Origin of the sequence: Lepagella muris (assembly GCF_004793975.1) — a bacterium.
Lineage (GTDB): Bacteria > Bacteroidota > Bacteroidia > Bacteroidales > Muribaculaceae > Lepagella > Lepagella muris.
The window spans coordinates 77921-93478 of the sequence record NZ_SRYB01000011.1; the positions used below are offsets into that span (position 1 = coordinate 77921).

The window sequence follows — 15558 nt, forward strand, 5'->3', positions numbered from 1 at the left end:
ATGACGAGATTGATGCCTGATTATTGGAAACGGAGTGTGTAGAAGTCACACAACGACACATCCTTCTTGTCTGACTCAAACCTGAAATATACCGGCATCTTACCTTTCAATCTGTCGGAGTTGCTTACAGTTATGGATTTCATCGTCATAACGTCAGGTTCGTCTGCATGAAGATTGACCTTGCCAAGTTCCACTTGTCGGTCAGACTCATACGGGTCTCCGGCATACACCGTAATCGTACCCTCTCCCCCTTTCGGCGCGAGTTCGAGCCATAAAGTGAGGTCTGACGGAGCATTATCAAAATTGAAATATTTATATCCTACAATCGAACCGTCAACATTGTTGACAACAGGCGTCAGCCGCATGTCGGAACCTTCCGGCAACTTATACGGATCGCCATCCATCCTTGCAGCAGAGATATATGATCCGGAGAAGATATGGTTCGGAAATTTGAGTTCCACACCCTTCGGTCCGGTGAAATGACTCGCTATCGCAGCCGGATAAGTCTTCGAAATCTTCAATCCGTCAGTCTCAAATCCCAATGAATTGTATTCCCCCTCTGATATCAGCACCTTTCCTCCATGTCCTTTCTCGACAGATACCGTGATGGGAGCTACCATTGCTTGACGACTAAATTCATCCGTACCGGTCTGACGATGATAAAATACCCACCACTGACCGTTGATTTCGCAGATACTACCATGGGTATTCCCATGCGGGTCAGCAGTGGCGACGACTGTCCCGTCAGAAAGAGTATGTCTTCCACGTCCATCGATTATAGTTCCGCCGTAAGTGAACGGATCCAACGGATTGTCACTATATGCGTATGCAAGAGTATAATTTGTCTTATGCAGACCAAATTCGCCATCCTCCGTCATACGGCTGAAGATAAATACGTATTTATCCTCGATCTTACGCATTGAAGAGGCTTCAAAGAAACGGAAAACGCCATCCTCCTTATGGCTGTTGACCATATTTTTCACTATTTTCTTACCGGGTTTGACGGTTGCCATTGTCTTCGGGTCAAGTTCCGCAGCATTGGATTCTTCGAATCCCCAATAACCATACACACGACCGTCATCATCAACAAATACGGCAGGATCAAAACCGAGCACACCATCCGTCACCGTAGGATTCTCCTTGCTCCAGTTTGTCACTGTAAACGGGCCATCCGGACGATCCGACTTGGCGACAAGTCCGTTGCGACCGCCAGCCTGAACATTAGGATAAAGATAGTATGTCTTTTTACCATTCGGCTCAACCACAAGAGCCACGTCTGGAGCATACAATATATCCCCCTTCCCCTCCTGATTGAGAAGATTGCCATTTGCATCCCGCACATTCTCAAATATCACGCCATCAAACCGCCAGTCATTGAGATTATCCACCGGTGCAGACCACACCACCTGATTACGTCCGCAATACGTCGATACCTCCGTATCATGCGATCCGTAGATATACACCCTGTACTTCCCCGGATTATCCGGATCCTCCCATACGTATGGTTCCCCGTCAGGAATATATTCCCAAAGAGGCAGATAAGGATTGATGGCATTCATCCCGAAAGAAACCGCCAATAGGCTCACCGGCATTAATAAGTCGCGTAAGATTTTCATAATAAGATAATTTATTACATCAAAAAAACATGAGTATACCAATTAATAATGTGTCATCAGTTCCATGACGCATTATCAGCACAAAGATAACACTTTTGACATAAATATCATAATACATCCCGATTTTTATGCCAATAGATAAAAATGAACTAACTTTGCAATGAATTTCAGAAAAAGAACCATTGAAATTTTTTATCAAAACTACTCATTAACGAACTATTCATAAAAGGAGAATAACCGAATTATGAAAGATAGAAAACTTGATAGAGACAGGATTGATTTCGCGAACGATAAGATTGGTCCGCTATTCAGGGCATTGTTCTTCCCCACACTCATCGGAATGATTTTCAACTCCGCACTTACAGTGATTGACGGAATCTTCGTCGGTCAGGGTGTCGGGGCAAACGGCATAGCAGCCGTAAATATTGTCGCTCCGATATATATGATTGCCACAGGTATCGGACTCATGTTCGGTATCGGTTCGTCGGTAGTGGCAAGCATACGTCTTTCCGAGAATAATGACAAAGCTGCCCGGATCATCATGACACAGGCATTCACAGTAGGATTGGTAATAATAAGCCTTATCTGCTTCGGTGCCTTATTATGCCCGCATCCCTTCCTTAAACTTCTCGGCTGTACACCGATGCTTGAGTCAAATGCCACCGACTACCTGCTGTGGATACTGCCCGGACTATTCTTCCTGTTCATACAATGCGTCGGCATGATGCTGATACGTCTTGACGGTTCCCCAAAATACGCCATGACGGTGCAGATTGTCGGTGCGGTCATCAACATCGCGCTCGACTGGTATATGATATTCCCTCTTGGGCTGGGCGTGAAAGGCGCGGCAATAGCCACGTCAATAGCCTGTATCATCGCCGGACTCATGGTGCTGGCATATTTCGTATGGTTTCCCGACAGACTCCGTTTCTACCGCATAAAGACATCCGTGACAGCCATTCTGCTGACGTTACGCAACACGCTATACATCATGCGTCTCGGCTTCGCCACATTCCTGACAGAGTTTGCAATGAGCATCATGATGCTCACAGGTAACTACATGTTTATATCCATGCTTGGAGAGGATGGTGTGGCAGCATTCGCCATTGCCTGCTACCTCTTCCCCATCGTCTTCTCCATCAGTAATGCCGTTGCCCAATCCGCACAACCGATAATCAGCTATAATTACGGTGCACATCTCACAGGGCGCGTGAACCGCACACTGAAGGTGTCATTATTCACGGCAGTATTATGTGGAATAATTGTGATGGTAGGGTTATGGGGCGGAAAAGACTGGATCGTAAGGATGTTTCTCTCACCGGAAGAGCCTGCCTATTCAATGGCTACGTCAGGTCTTCCGCTATTCTCCATCTGCGCAATATTCTTCGCCGTCAACATCGCTTTCATCGGTTACTACCAAAGCATTGAGAAAGCATTATTATCCACCATCTACACCATGTTGCGGGGCATAATATTCCTTGTGCCCAGTTTCATACTGCTCCCTCAGCTGACAGGCGTAGCCGGTCTGTGGCTTGCAATCCCATGCGCCGAAGTGCTCACCAGCATCATGATAATAACCCGCTATACCATCTCACAAAAAGCAAACGACCTGTCAACATCTCGTTTAAACCAACAATAATCCCCTCCATCAGACATGGCTGGGGAAGATACAAGTTGTGAATCACATCAGTCTTTTCAATTGAAGTTGAGACAACTTCAATTGAAAAGACTTTGCTTAAAAATCAATTCCGATGCGGAATGTAAAGAAAGCATCCGCGTAATGTTTTCTTCCTAAATCAACGATTTCAAAATGAGGGTTATCTGGATACGTTCCTTGCACTAAATCAAGCCTGTACACATCTGATGTACGTCCCCTCAAAGTCAAACCGATGCCTAAATTAAGCCCTACTTTACGTCCCCAATCAAATCGATGTCCGATTGTGGGAGAGAAATAAACCCCTCCTCCATCAGTTAGGTTATATCCGATTCTTAAATCTCCAAAAGGTCTGAATTTACCGAAACTGTGGTCATAACGAAAATCAAAGAATACGGGCAAAGTACATTCAAGCGAAGGCGCACCAAAAGCAAACAAAAGACCTGCCCCGACAAATACATTTTTATTTATTTGATAGCCGTGAGCAGTTGAGCATCCAAATATCCATTGAAAATCATTCTTATCCTCACCTACGGAATGATCAAAATATGGCATTGACCCTAAAGAATTATCCCATTCAAAAAATCCACGATAACCACGTTGTGGTTCACGCGCATATCCGGAGCATAATGACACCAATACCAGTTTTATGGCTAAAGCCCTCTTCATTTTCACTTATTGTTTCGATATTTCGGATTGAAGGAGTTCCGGAGCGTTAGTGGTGATGAAGTCGGCACCTTGACCGATGCACCAACGCATGTCTTCTGCACTATTTACGGTCCAGACATTCACTTTAAGTCCCAGACGATGTGCCTCCTTAAACCATTCCGGATGTTTGCGCATCGTGCCGATATAGTAGTCAAGTCCGGCGGCTCCGGCTTCCTTCAGTTGCTGCGGAGTCATGTCGCCCGACAGATAATATACCGGAGTGCCTTTCGGTGCATACTTTATGAAATTGTGTAGTCCCTCTTTCGAGAATGTGATGTATTCCACTCTATCATTAAGTCCACGGGCATCCACCATAGCCACAATATCCTTCACCACAAGCTCCTCTCTCCTCTTATCATCATGCTCCTTCATCTCAAGGATGATACGGGTATTGAGTTTCCCTGCCCGGTCAAGATAAGAGTGTAATGTCGGGATACGCTCACCATTAGACAATCCTTGCGGCATAACCTCGGAAGCTGCCGACGTCTGTATGCGGACCCCATTGATATTAGGGTCATGATTCACAACCAACACGCCATCGCCCGTCATCCACACATCAAACTCCGAACCATAGCAGCCGATGGAGTCTGCCTTTACAAGAGCACGTATCGAGTTCTGTGCAGACCCGGCAGTCTGCCAATAACCACGATGGGCTATCACCTTGGTTCTCTCCTGCGCATTGACCGCAACCGCCCCAGGCAACAGATTCAACACCGATAAAAAAACTACTGACAGACAATATTTTCTCAGATTCATGACTTTTGATATTTACAGTATATGTTTTAAACAAGCTTAATATCAAAGTAAAATATTAAAGTTAACGTCTTGATTATATGTACATTGACATATTTCATAACTTATAACTTAGATTCTCTACTTGCTTATAACCACAAAGTTATACAAAAAAACGGATTATACAAGACAATATGACTAATAAAAATCAGGAATTACAGTGTATAACTCATTCGTTCTCTACAAAGACACTTTCTTTAATTATATTAAATGCATCCTTGTCTGATATATAGTGACCGCTATTGTCTATGTTAAGATTTTTTGAGTTTAAAAAAGAGAATGCTATGCGTAATCTTGCGTTTTCTTCAAGAAATATATTCTCAATGATTTTCAATTCTTCATGAGAAAATACTGAGTGCAGGTTGCTGTTTTTAGGCAAAAAGTAACTTTTGCCAGCTAAAAAATCATCTAATGCATCAATATGATTGTTGCTCAGGTTGCCGACTACATTTCTTAATTTATCCGACTGTATACTTGAGATACATAATCTATTTGAAATTAATTTAAACAATAGATTACATAGCTTATCGTTGGCTGAATTACTCATCAGGTTAAATATGAAATTATTCTTTAAAACATTGTTTGCTTCTTTAGTGCTATGAATATCATATATACCACTTCCTGATGAATAAAACTTTGATTTAACAGCATTGATATAACATTGAGAATAATTTTCAACGGATCCAAATTCTGAATTAATGAAGTCCTCTAAACTCATCAATTCTCCTTTGTTCTCTATTAAAAAATTCCCATTCTTTAATAATCCTATATATTTTATAGTTCGTGGAGTGACTTTGTGCGTTGGTAATGGATTGAAAACAAATAAGCTATCCTCCTTGCAGATCAATTCATATTGAAACGTGCTTAATTTTGGAGAAACTGAATCAAATTTATAAATCCCATTATCAAGCAAATCATTATACCATAAAAATATATTATTGTCCTCTTTTCGATCCAGGAATAAGGATTCTGAATACTTATCGAACTTAAAGTGAGATATAATTTGCTTTGGAAAATCATCCGGGGTATAGTTGATAATGGGAATCAATTTAAAATCCTGTTCTATGTTTGATACTTCAATTATACTGCCTTTGGAAGGAATACTACAACACAATATACCAATAACGAATCCCACTATATTGAATATAAACAATGTTGGTTTTGTTAAATGATTAACATTAAAATACTTTTTCATCACATTCAATATTTTTAATTTTAGTAGAAAACAAATCGTTAAATTCTCATTGCGCTACTTCTATGGGGATGGCTCCATTACATATTTTTGAAAAAGCGTATATGGTGAACTCTATAGCTTGGTTCTCTCCTGCGCATTGACCGCAACCGCCCCCGGCAACAGATTCAACACCGATAAAAAAACTACTGACAGACAATACTTTTTCAGTTTCATGACTTTTGATATGCTTTATTGATGGTTAAACAACTTCATTAGTTTGATAATCGCAAAATTATACAAAAAATCTGATTTTTCACGCCAAATAAATAAAAAATAGAAAATCACAGTATATTGTGATTTTTGCATCAAATCAGATATTTCATCTGTATTTTATAGTCAAAATCACAATATATTGTGATTTTGACTTGATATTTAATAATTTTATATTATCTTTGCGCATAAATCACGCTATACTGTGATTCTCAAAAAAACATGACATATCAAGAGATCGGAAAAATAATAAAAGACAGAAGAAAATCGTTTGGTATAACCCAACCCACGCTGGCAGCTTTGGCTGGTGTGGGATTGAATACATTAGTAGCCATAGAACGAGGGAATGGTAATCCAAAAATTCTGACTATATTGACAATACTTAATACACTTGGTTTACAAATAAACACCACCCTTAAAGATTAAAAGCGATGAGAAAATGTAAAGTTTACGTAAACGGCATTGAGGCAGGCATTTTAACAGAATTTGACTTTCCTCGAAATTATCAATTCAAATATCACGAGGAGTATCTCAATTCTAAACTCCCCGGTGTGAGCCTTTCCATGCCATTACAAGATAAAGAATACCATTCACCTGTACTGTTCCCTTATTTTTTTAATCTTCTTTCAGAAGGTGAGAATCGTGCCATGCAAGCATCTATTCATCATATTGATAAGGATGATGACTTCGGCATACTTCTTGCAACTGCCAGATACGACACTGTAGGCGCAGTCACAGTAGAACCTATTTATGATTAACGTTATGAACCCACGAGAAATAAACATCTGTCCATCTCTTCTTAGTGAAGGGCATTCCACATATTCTATAGCAGCCTTGAAAGAGTTATTTAATGGAAAAACCGTAAGCCATATTCTAAATTTTGAATCTCCCTCTGGAAATAATAGTCATCTGGCTATAAAAAATGTCGGTCGACTATCACTTTCCGGAGCCCAACCGAAATTTGGACTCGTACTTGGCGACAATGGAGAACTTCGTTATTCTGAAGATAATGAGCAAAGTATGTATATTCTAAAGCCACGCCCTGTTGGCTACCAAATAATCAATCATGATTATTGTGCAGCTAATGAAAATCTCACAATGCAAATAGCATCCCAAATTTATGGGATAGAAACTGCAACAAATGGGATTTGCTTTTTCAAGGATGGACAAATGGCATACATCACTCGTAGGTTTGATGTCTATCCCGGTGGCAAATATGCACAAGAAGATTTTGCTTCATTGATGGGATTAACAAAAGCTAATGGTGGATCCGATTTCAAATACAATAATGGGAGTTATGAAGAATGTGCTGAAATTATTAGAAAATATGTAAAAGCTGCCCCAATAGACATACTTCGATTTTTCAGAATCATACTATTCAATTTCATTACTTTAAATGATGATGCTCATCTTAAGAACTTTAGTCTTATCAGTAACGGTACAGAATATCATCTGTCACCAGCATACGATCTAATAAACACCTCCCTCCAAATATATGAATCAAGAATATTTGCTCTTGACAAAGGTTTATTCAAAGAAGGCATTCACCTTACAGATACAAGGCAAGTGACATCAGATGACTTCGTAGAATTTGGACGAAGGATAGGACTGCCGGCGAAACTCGTAATGCAGGAGATTAAAAGGTTTACCATACCAAACGAGAAAGCAGATGCCATTATAAGACGTTCGTTTCTGTCAGATAATCTTAAACAGTTATATATGTCGGGCTACCACTACCGGCAGTCAATGATTCGTCCAAAAAACATAATATTAAATTAGGAGTCTTACGCTATCAGAGAGTGCCGCCCGTATTATGTTTTGATATTCTGCGACACCCACATGCCGATATCTTGCTTGCTGAGAGCGGCTGCCATGAGATCGGGGAACCGATCAGGGGTGCATGCAAACGTCGGTACGCCCAACTCTGCCAAGAACTCGGCATTACCCTTGTCGTAGGATGGTGCGCCATCATCATTCAATGCCGGCAACACCACAAGCTGAACCCCACTGTTGACTATCGAGACAAACCTCTTGCGCATCTCCTGAACATTGCCCCCCTCATATAGATCCGTCACCAATACCAGCACCGTCTCCTCCGGACGCGTGATCAAGCCTTGACAATAAGTCAACGCCCGCGCAATATCCGTGCCTCCTCCAAGCTGAACTCCAAACAGAAGGTCAACCGGATCCTGCAACTCCTCCGTCAGATCCACCACCGACGTGTCAAACACCACCATCCTCGTACTTACCGACGGGATAGATGCCAAGACCGAACCAAAGATGCCGGAATAAATGACAGACGTACCCATCGAGCCACTCTGGTCAAGACAAAGAATTATATCCTTCAATGCCTTCCGCTTCCTGCCGTAGCCGATGCGCACCTCCGGTATGATCGTCTTATAATCCGGCTGATAATTCTTGAGATTCTTCACAATGGTAGTGTTCCAATCTATCTCATTATATCGGGGATTACGACGACGCGACGAACGGTTGAGCGCACCGCTCACCGCCTGCTGCGTGGGAGCCGACAACTTGCGGAGCAATTCATCAACCACCTGACGCACCACCTGACGTGCCATCTCCTTATTCTTCTCCGGAATCACCCGACTCAACGACATCAATGTAGCCACCAGATGAACGTCAGGCACCACCGTCTGAAGCATCTCCTTCTCTGTCAGTAGAGAAGTGAGATTCAGCCTCTTGACCGCATCCTTCTGAATAATCTGCACGACAGTCTGAGGGAAAAACTCCCTTATGTCGCCAAGCCAACGGCTCACTTTCGGTGCCGACGAACCGAGACCACCCTTCCTGTCGCTGTCGTATATCGCCTCCAGCGAACGGTCGATACGCTGTTCCTCTATATTCAGTGGCACATTAGTGCCGTCTGCCTCCGCGCCACCGAGAATCAATCGCCATCTTTTCAAATATTCCTCTTCCATAGCTCTATCATCTTAACCAATATCACCTTAGACTCCATCTTATAAACCCAACAGTCGGCACACCACCGGCAACACCTTGGCGGCATCCTCCTCATTATGCGGCATCTCTCCCCCATTGACATCACGTGTGCCAGTGGTGCCGCTGCTCATCCTTGCTTTCTCTCCGAGCTTGCGACGTTCCACCGGAGTGAACTCACTGAACGTGCGTCGCAGAATCGGAAGCAATTCCATAAACGTATCCTTATCCTGAGAGCATATCCAGTCATTGACAAGGTTCCAAAGATTCTCATCAAGCAGCAAGACGGTGCCGGAAGCTCGTAGGAAACCCTCAAGCCAATAAGCCATCTCTGCCGGAGTATTCCCCACCGACAAACGATATTCCAACGCATCCGCCACCTCCTCCGAAGAGAGCAGACGCTTATCGTGGAGCATACGGGTGGCATATCCGGCTATGACGGGATGCACATTGGAGCCGCCGCGAAGTTGGGATATGAAACCCGTCCACATCTCATTCAGTTCAGCATCATCAAGAGTGGAGAGCGCGTAGTCGGCAGCTATCAGGCGTTCAAGAAGACTTTCAGCCGCATCCTCATCTATATTCACGCATGCAAGCACGCCACCGGCAAGGATACGGGCGGTCATCGTGTGGAGCATACCCCTTACATTCGAGAAATCGAGATTGCGTACATCTCCATATCTGACAATACCTGCAAGGTCGGGCAAAGCCCTCATCATATCAACTATATCTGCCGAGGCAGCCGAAAGACTGTCAAGACGCCGCGTGATCGACTCCACAAGTTGAGGAAGATCAGCGGGGATTATATTCTTCAAGAGTCGGGTGAGATCCATGATACGCTCCGCCTTCTCCGTCTGACTCAACATATATTTCCGTGCAGCCTCCTCCAAGGTATTTCCCCAGATAGCCGCCTCGATTATACGAATGATCTGCTCCGGATTATGATAAAGCGTCCACGTCTCCTTGAAAGTGCCCTTCCCTTCGCTTATGCCGGGTGTCGCCCAGCTTATACCAAGCAGGTTCAGCCGATGGAAGAGGATGCTGCGCTCAAGATCACCCGGCTTACGAAGATCAAGAGCAAGTTCCTTTATACCAGCCTTAAACGGCACTCTCAGCCTCTTCTGCTGTCGCTCCACATCACTGAGCAGCGGCACCTTCGGGACATTATCGGGCACACTCCCCAGACGGTCGCTGATAATCATCTGCTCTCTTATTATTGAGAGAAGCACATCATCACCGAAACCCATCACCGTAGTGACTGCCTCATTATATTCTGCGAGCGACGGAGATGGTAGACCGCGTAACGCAGCCGTAGCATGAGCAAGCCGGATAGTCTCTATCACGTGCGCCACCGATATATCCATATCCTTCTGACGTAGCAGAGCCGCCACGTTTGCCACCCATCGTGTACCATCGTCATCCGGATTATTCCACAGATAGTCATACCATCCGGGCGACATGATACCCGCGCCATATCCGCTACGCAGAGACAGGCGGTCGTAGGTCCATGGTATCCACGTACACTCCACCTTTACCTTCGGAAGACCCTTCAGCAGTTCATTGTCATCCTTCACCTTCGGCATACGGCTCAAAGCGGGCACGTGCCATGCACCGCACACCACGGCTATCCGCTCGAAATTCTCCTTCTGTGCGGCTCGCAACATCTTCCTCATCCACGCCTCGCGCAGCAGATCGCGCGGAGAAGTAGACTCCGGAAGCGCATCACGCAATGCCGTGACTGCCTCCTGCACCCCCTCGAATACGCCGGCATTGTCATGGCGTATCTCTATCGTGGATTCCCACCACGACTCACCATCCGCATATCCGGCAATCTCCGCAAGATAATCAAAAGGATCTCTCTTGACCGCATCCGTCATACTCCCCTCCGAATTATCCTCCTGAACGGACTGCGCGGAATCATCATTTGCGGAGTCATTATTTAATGCCATGGAGTAGGACAACGGCAGGTCAAACATGCGTATCTCCACGCCATTACGCACGGCGTAACGTATTGTCTGCCATTCGGGGGAAAAGTCTGCAAACGGATAGAACACGGCATTCTGAGGAGCGTCCGGTTGATAAGCGAGAAGTGCAACCGGCGGAACCATTTGCGGATCCACCACATCTTTCAGCAGACCGTCAGCTTCGGGAGGACCCTCAAGCAGAATGAGATCCGGCTTCAATTCCTCAAGATATGACGCCACATTGCGACATGACCCCGGACCGTGATGTCTTATTCCCAATAGATGAGTAGCCATTGATTATGGTTTATAATTTATGGTTTATGGTTTATGGAAACAAACTCCCCCTTTAGGGGCTGGGGGCTGATACCGCTTTATATAAAGTCTCTTGATGCGCGGTATATGTCTTTCCAGCCGTCGCGTTTCTTAACGACAGTCTCCATATACTCCTGCCATACCACCTTATCCTGCACCGGATCCTTTATCACCGCGCCCAATATTCCCGACACAAGATCTTCTGCATGTATCACGCCGTCGCCGAAATAGCCTGCCATAGCCAACCCGTTGTTGACCACAGATATTGCCTCAGCTGTGCTGAGAGTGCCGGAAGGAGATTTAAGTTTCGACTTTCCATCGCACGTCACGCCCTGACGCAGTTCCCTGAAAATTGTCACAACGCGCCGTATCTCCTCCAATGCCGGACGCTCGGAAGGCAGACTCATCACCTTTTCAAAACTCTCCACACGCCTGCGCACTATATCCGTTTCCTCCTCAATGCTGTCGGGCAATGGGAGAATCACAGTGTTGAATCTTCGTTTCAACGCGCTTGAAAGATCGTTCACACCCTTGTCGCGGTTGTTGGCAGTAGCTATCACATTAAATCCCCTGATAGCCTGCACCTCCTTGTTAAGTTCCGGTATCGGAAGAGTCTTCTCCGAGAGAATAGTGATAAGGGTATCCTGCACGTCGGAACCGATACGCGTCAGCTCCTCGATACGCGCAATCTTACCCTCCTGCATCGCTTTCATCACCGGAGTCTGAACCAACGCCCCCTCGCTTGGACCCTCTGCAAGCAAGCGTGCGTAGTTCCAACCATAACGTATAGCCTCCTCACCGATTCCGGCAGTACCCTGCACTATCAATGTAGAGTCACCGCTTACAGCCGCTGCGATATGCTCACTCACCCAGCTTTTCGCCGTGCCGGGAAGCCCATATAGCAATAGCGCGCGGTCTGTGACCAGAGTGGCTACGGCTATCTCCATCAACCGGCGGTTGCCTATATATTTCGGCGACACCTCAAACCCATTCTTTAGCGTGCCTCCCATCAGATAAGTGACCACCGATTGCGGCGACATCTCCCAATTTTCCGGCACCGGATTTGTTTCATTCTTTTTCAACTCATGCAATTCTTCTGCAAACTGTTGTTCGGCATGTTGTCTGAGCAGGTTCATAATATATTGTCGTTTAACAAGGTGTTTATTTGTCCTTTTATTATCATGTATTCATTCAGCATACGGAAAAATTTACTGAGCATCTGCTGTTCATCATATTCCGACGCATATCTCTCCACTTCCCGACGCAGCGACTGAGGCATACGCAAAGCAAGCCGCTCCACCATATCCTTATCAAAATAATAGAATCTTGAGCGAACCACATGCTGCAATATCCTCGTGGAGAATTTGACTCCCCATTCCTCTCCATCCTCATTAAACCATGATGAAGGGATATCGAGCCCCCTTTCGTTAAGGGTGAATTTTATCTCCTCCCTCTGTTGTGGCGACAAGAGTCCCATCAATCTTACGCATCTGTACTCCTCCGGACTGTCCTTCAGGGTCTGGAATGCCCACATCCTGTCCTTAAAGGTCTCTATCGCACTGCATACGTCGAAATATTTGCCGAATGGAGGACGAGCCGCTAATTTTGCAGCCGCTTTCTCCGGGGTGCAGTCATATAATTTCGCCCAGAAACTTAAAGGCACGCGTTCAGCCAACTGGCGCAGCAGATAGTCGCTATCCTTCTCCCCCTTGTTCGGGCTGACCTCCTCCAGACCAAGAGACTTCATCTCCGGGGTGTATGAGATTGTTCCGTAAGACCATCCCATCAGCATCCTCCACTTTATATTCCCCTCAAGCAGACTGCAATATCTCTTTACAAGTTCGGAATCCGGCAACTTCGACAACAGACGCAATGCCGTAGTCCTTACAACCGCACTACGGTCAGACTTCGCAATCTCCTGAAGAAACGGTTCGTCATCCTTACTCAGATTCACTTTCAGACATTGTATCAGTTCATCGCGCCGCGCCGCCGGCTCATTCTTAAGTTCGGAGCCAAGCAACGCCAACCCCTCCGAAGGCACCCGTTCCCTCATGCGGAGAAGCATCATTTTCCTCTCCTCATGCGATGCGGTGTCCCACTCCGTAGGTTCCTTCTCGCCGGAAAGACTCAATCCCATGAGGCGTGCAAGCCATTCCCCTCTTCTGCCCGACAGACGGGAAAGTAATTCCTGTTCCTTACTACGGTTAGGGTTATTGCTGACGCAGGCATGGGAGATCAGTTCGGGCAGATAGAATGGCGGTATAATCCGCCCCAAATTATCCCATCTGCGGTAGGCATATATGAGCAGATAGTTATACTTATTGACCACAAGCGTGCGCAACAATTCACCAGCTGCCTTTGGAAGATAAGGCAACGTCTCTTCCGGCGACTCCTCCACCGCATGCACGCCATCATCAGAGGCAGCCTCCATTCCGGCATTATGATATGCAAAGGCTATGGCAGACATCTGATAGAATGCACTCTCCTTGTCGGCACCACTCTCCCGGATCTTTCGGAAAGCATCATCAAGAGGAGCCGCAAGCGATCCGGGTATGTATTCCTGCGTACCGGTGCCAAGCAAGGCAGTATTTATGATAGGTTCAATTAATTTCATCTTTCCATGAATAAAATTCAGATTCCGACCATATAGATTTCAATTGCCAGACCACATTTCCGGCAAGTATGAAAACGGAGAACGGTTTTCCACCCGTGATTGCAAGGATATCTGTCTTTATTGCATCATCCACCTCTGCGACGACCGCTTTGCCGGCGGCATCCAAAAGATACAAATCCTTCCCTTTCGATGCTATCCGAAGATTATCCACAAGCATAGGAATCTCCTCCACAAACGGATTCTCACGCATGGTTTTCCGATAGAGTGAAGTAGCCTCATCTAAATCATGACAGAACTCCGGGATGAACCGATTGTCTGACGGGGAGTAATCCCTGAGAAGACCACGAATTTGCGCCACGCCCTTATAGTAGCATATCTCTGCGGAATACGTGCTGCCGGGCAACAGATTGAAATCAGGCAATTTCCCGGGAGCTGTGAAATCAAGGTAAACTGCAAAACGTCGGCTCTCCTTGCCATATAGCCAATAAGCCGACATCCTTACGCCATTCTGATCGCTCACCCTACGGTGCACCACCATCCATTCATCCCGGACACCCTCTCCGGCAAGAACCTCCTCCTTTGATTGCGGATAACCTATCTGGGTGCGTATCTCCCATTTCCAATCCTCCGGTTGGGCGTCAATATGACGGTAGCTTTCAGAAAGTAGGTATAGTTTGCTCAACCGGTCGGTAAGGATATATTTCCAACTCTCTTTATAGAAATCTATCTCCTGAATGGCTCTCAACCTGTTTACCAGTCCTGTAGCCTGGGCATCAACCATACGTCGGGCTATATTGTCAAACAAAGAATATGCACGTTCCGGCACGTTAAGCAACCCGTTGCGCAAAAGATCCTTTATCCATATCTGTAAATCGTCGATACCGTCCAACACCTTCTTATGGCGTGACGCTGCACGACGTGCCTGTGCCTCCTCATCTACAGGTTTGTCACTCTTAGCCTTCTGCTCCTTCTTCTCGGCTTTCGCCTCACGTTTGGAAAGCCATTCGCTCACCCAGTCGGGTTCCTCCTCAGAAGAGAACAGTTCCGGATGTGCGGCATAAAGCAACAGTAGCCCAAGACCATGCTTGCAAGGGAACTTACGGCTTGGACAAGAACATCGGAATGCAATCTCATTCATATCGACGACAGTCTGATACGGATTCTTGCCACTACCCTGACAATGCCCCCACACTGCACGCTGGCTAAAATGCAACAGCGGCCATTTCGACTTGACAGCCAATCCCTTCCCTGCCTTTACAGAAGCAGCATCCGGCGCCAGTTGCACGATTTGTTCTTCAGTCAGATTTTGCAACATAAAGATTCCGATTGATTTTACATGGTATAAAAACACTCCATCCCCTCATTTCAGGGAACCACCCTAACCCATACTATCCATCTGCAAATTTACAAAAACATTCCGTAATTCCAAACATTCATATCTCCCGTGGTAAAACACCACTAAGACAGAGTCGCAAAGTTCTTAAATAAAAATCTCCGTG

13 protein-coding genes are annotated in these 15558 nt (G+C 45.5%); 4 read left to right on the plus strand and 9 right to left on the minus strand.

The genetic code is table 11. The features are described 5' to 3' along the window. Positions 1-20 precede the first annotated feature (20 nt). Positions 21-1616, minus strand: coding sequence for a family 43 glycosylhydrolase (locus tag E5331_RS09205; protein ID WP_123482034.1), 1596 nt, complete (start codon positions 1614-1616; stop codon positions 21-23). Positions 1617-1860: 244 nt separating this feature from the next. On the opposite strand from E5331_RS09205, the gene E5331_RS09210 reads away from it, so the two are divergent. Next, positions 1861-3255 (plus strand): MATE family efflux transporter, encoded by a 1395-nt coding sequence (locus E5331_RS09210; protein WP_123482033.1) that lies wholly within the window; start codon positions 1861-1863, stop codon positions 3253-3255. Between the two features lie 96 nt (positions 3256-3351). On the opposite strand, the gene E5331_RS09215 is transcribed toward E5331_RS09210, so the two are convergent. The 3 genes from E5331_RS09215 to E5331_RS09225 all read right to left on the minus strand — a co-directional run bounded on the left by E5331_RS09215 (position 3352) and on the right by E5331_RS09225 (position 5965). Beyond that, a complete protein-coding gene (locus E5331_RS09215) occupies positions 3352-3939 on the minus strand; it encodes a hypothetical protein (protein ID WP_123482032.1) in 588 nt (195 codons plus the stop codon). A gap of 6 nt (positions 3940-3945) precedes the next feature. Then, positions 3946-4734, minus strand: coding sequence for a glycerophosphodiester phosphodiesterase family protein (locus E5331_RS09220; protein ID WP_123482031.1), 789 nt, complete (start codon positions 4732-4734; stop codon positions 3946-3948). A 205-nt stretch (positions 4735-4939) separates the two neighbouring features. Beyond that, positions 4940-5965, minus strand: a complete 1026-nt coding sequence (locus E5331_RS09225; protein WP_123482030.1) for a hypothetical protein — start codon at positions 5963-5965, stop codon at positions 4940-4942. Positions 5966-6436: 471 nt separating this feature from the next. Between E5331_RS09225 and E5331_RS09230 the strand changes: the two genes are divergently transcribed. Genes E5331_RS09230 through E5331_RS09240 form a run of 3 tightly spaced genes read left to right on the plus strand, consistent with a single transcriptional unit; the run spans position 6437 to position 7993 of the window. Then, a complete protein-coding gene (locus tag E5331_RS09230; RefSeq protein WP_123482029.1) occupies positions 6437-6640 on the plus strand; it encodes a helix-turn-helix domain-containing protein in 204 nt (67 codons plus the stop codon). A gap of 5 nt (positions 6641-6645) precedes the next feature. Next, the gene (locus E5331_RS09235) at positions 6646-6972 is read left to right on the plus strand and encodes a HipA N-terminal domain-containing protein (RefSeq protein ID WP_123482028.1); all 327 of its coding nucleotides are present in this window, start codon (positions 6646-6648) and stop codon (positions 6970-6972) included. Positions 6973-6976: 4 nt separating this feature from the next. Continuing rightward, positions 6977-7993 carry a HipA domain-containing protein gene (locus E5331_RS09240; RefSeq protein WP_123482066.1) on the plus strand — a complete coding sequence of 339 codons (1017 nt, stop codon included), beginning with the start codon at positions 6977-6979 and terminating at the stop codon, positions 7991-7993. A 32-nt stretch (positions 7994-8025) separates the two neighbouring features. Here E5331_RS09240 and E5331_RS09245 read toward each other — a convergent pair whose 3' ends face one another. The 5 genes from E5331_RS09245 to E5331_RS09265 all read right to left on the minus strand — a co-directional run bounded on the left by E5331_RS09245 (position 8026) and on the right by E5331_RS09265 (position 15374). Continuing rightward, complete coding sequence (locus E5331_RS09245) at positions 8026-9153, minus strand: vWA domain-containing protein (RefSeq protein ID WP_123482027.1); 1128 nt, start codon at positions 9151-9153, stop codon at positions 8026-8028. 39 nt (positions 9154-9192) lie between these two features. After that, positions 9193-11427, minus strand: coding sequence for a DUF5682 family protein (locus E5331_RS09250; RefSeq protein ID WP_135985555.1), 2235 nt, complete (start codon positions 11425-11427; stop codon positions 9193-9195). A gap of 77 nt (positions 11428-11504) precedes the next feature. Next, entirely contained in the window at positions 11505-12584 is a 1080-nt protein-coding gene (locus E5331_RS09255; RefSeq protein ID WP_135985557.1) for an ATP-binding protein, read from the minus strand. Further along, positions 12578-14059, minus strand: a complete 1482-nt coding sequence (locus E5331_RS09260; RefSeq protein ID WP_123482024.1) for a DUF5691 domain-containing protein — start codon at positions 14057-14059, stop codon at positions 12578-12580. The genes E5331_RS09255 and E5331_RS09260 overlap by 7 nt, the downstream gene beginning before the upstream one ends. Continuing rightward, the gene (locus E5331_RS09265; protein ID WP_123482023.1) at positions 14046-15374 is read right to left on the minus strand and encodes an SWIM zinc finger family protein; all 1329 of its coding nucleotides are present in this window, start codon (positions 15372-15374) and stop codon (positions 14046-14048) included. The genes E5331_RS09260 and E5331_RS09265 overlap by 14 nt, the downstream gene beginning before the upstream one ends. Positions 15375-15558 lie beyond the last annotated feature (184 nt).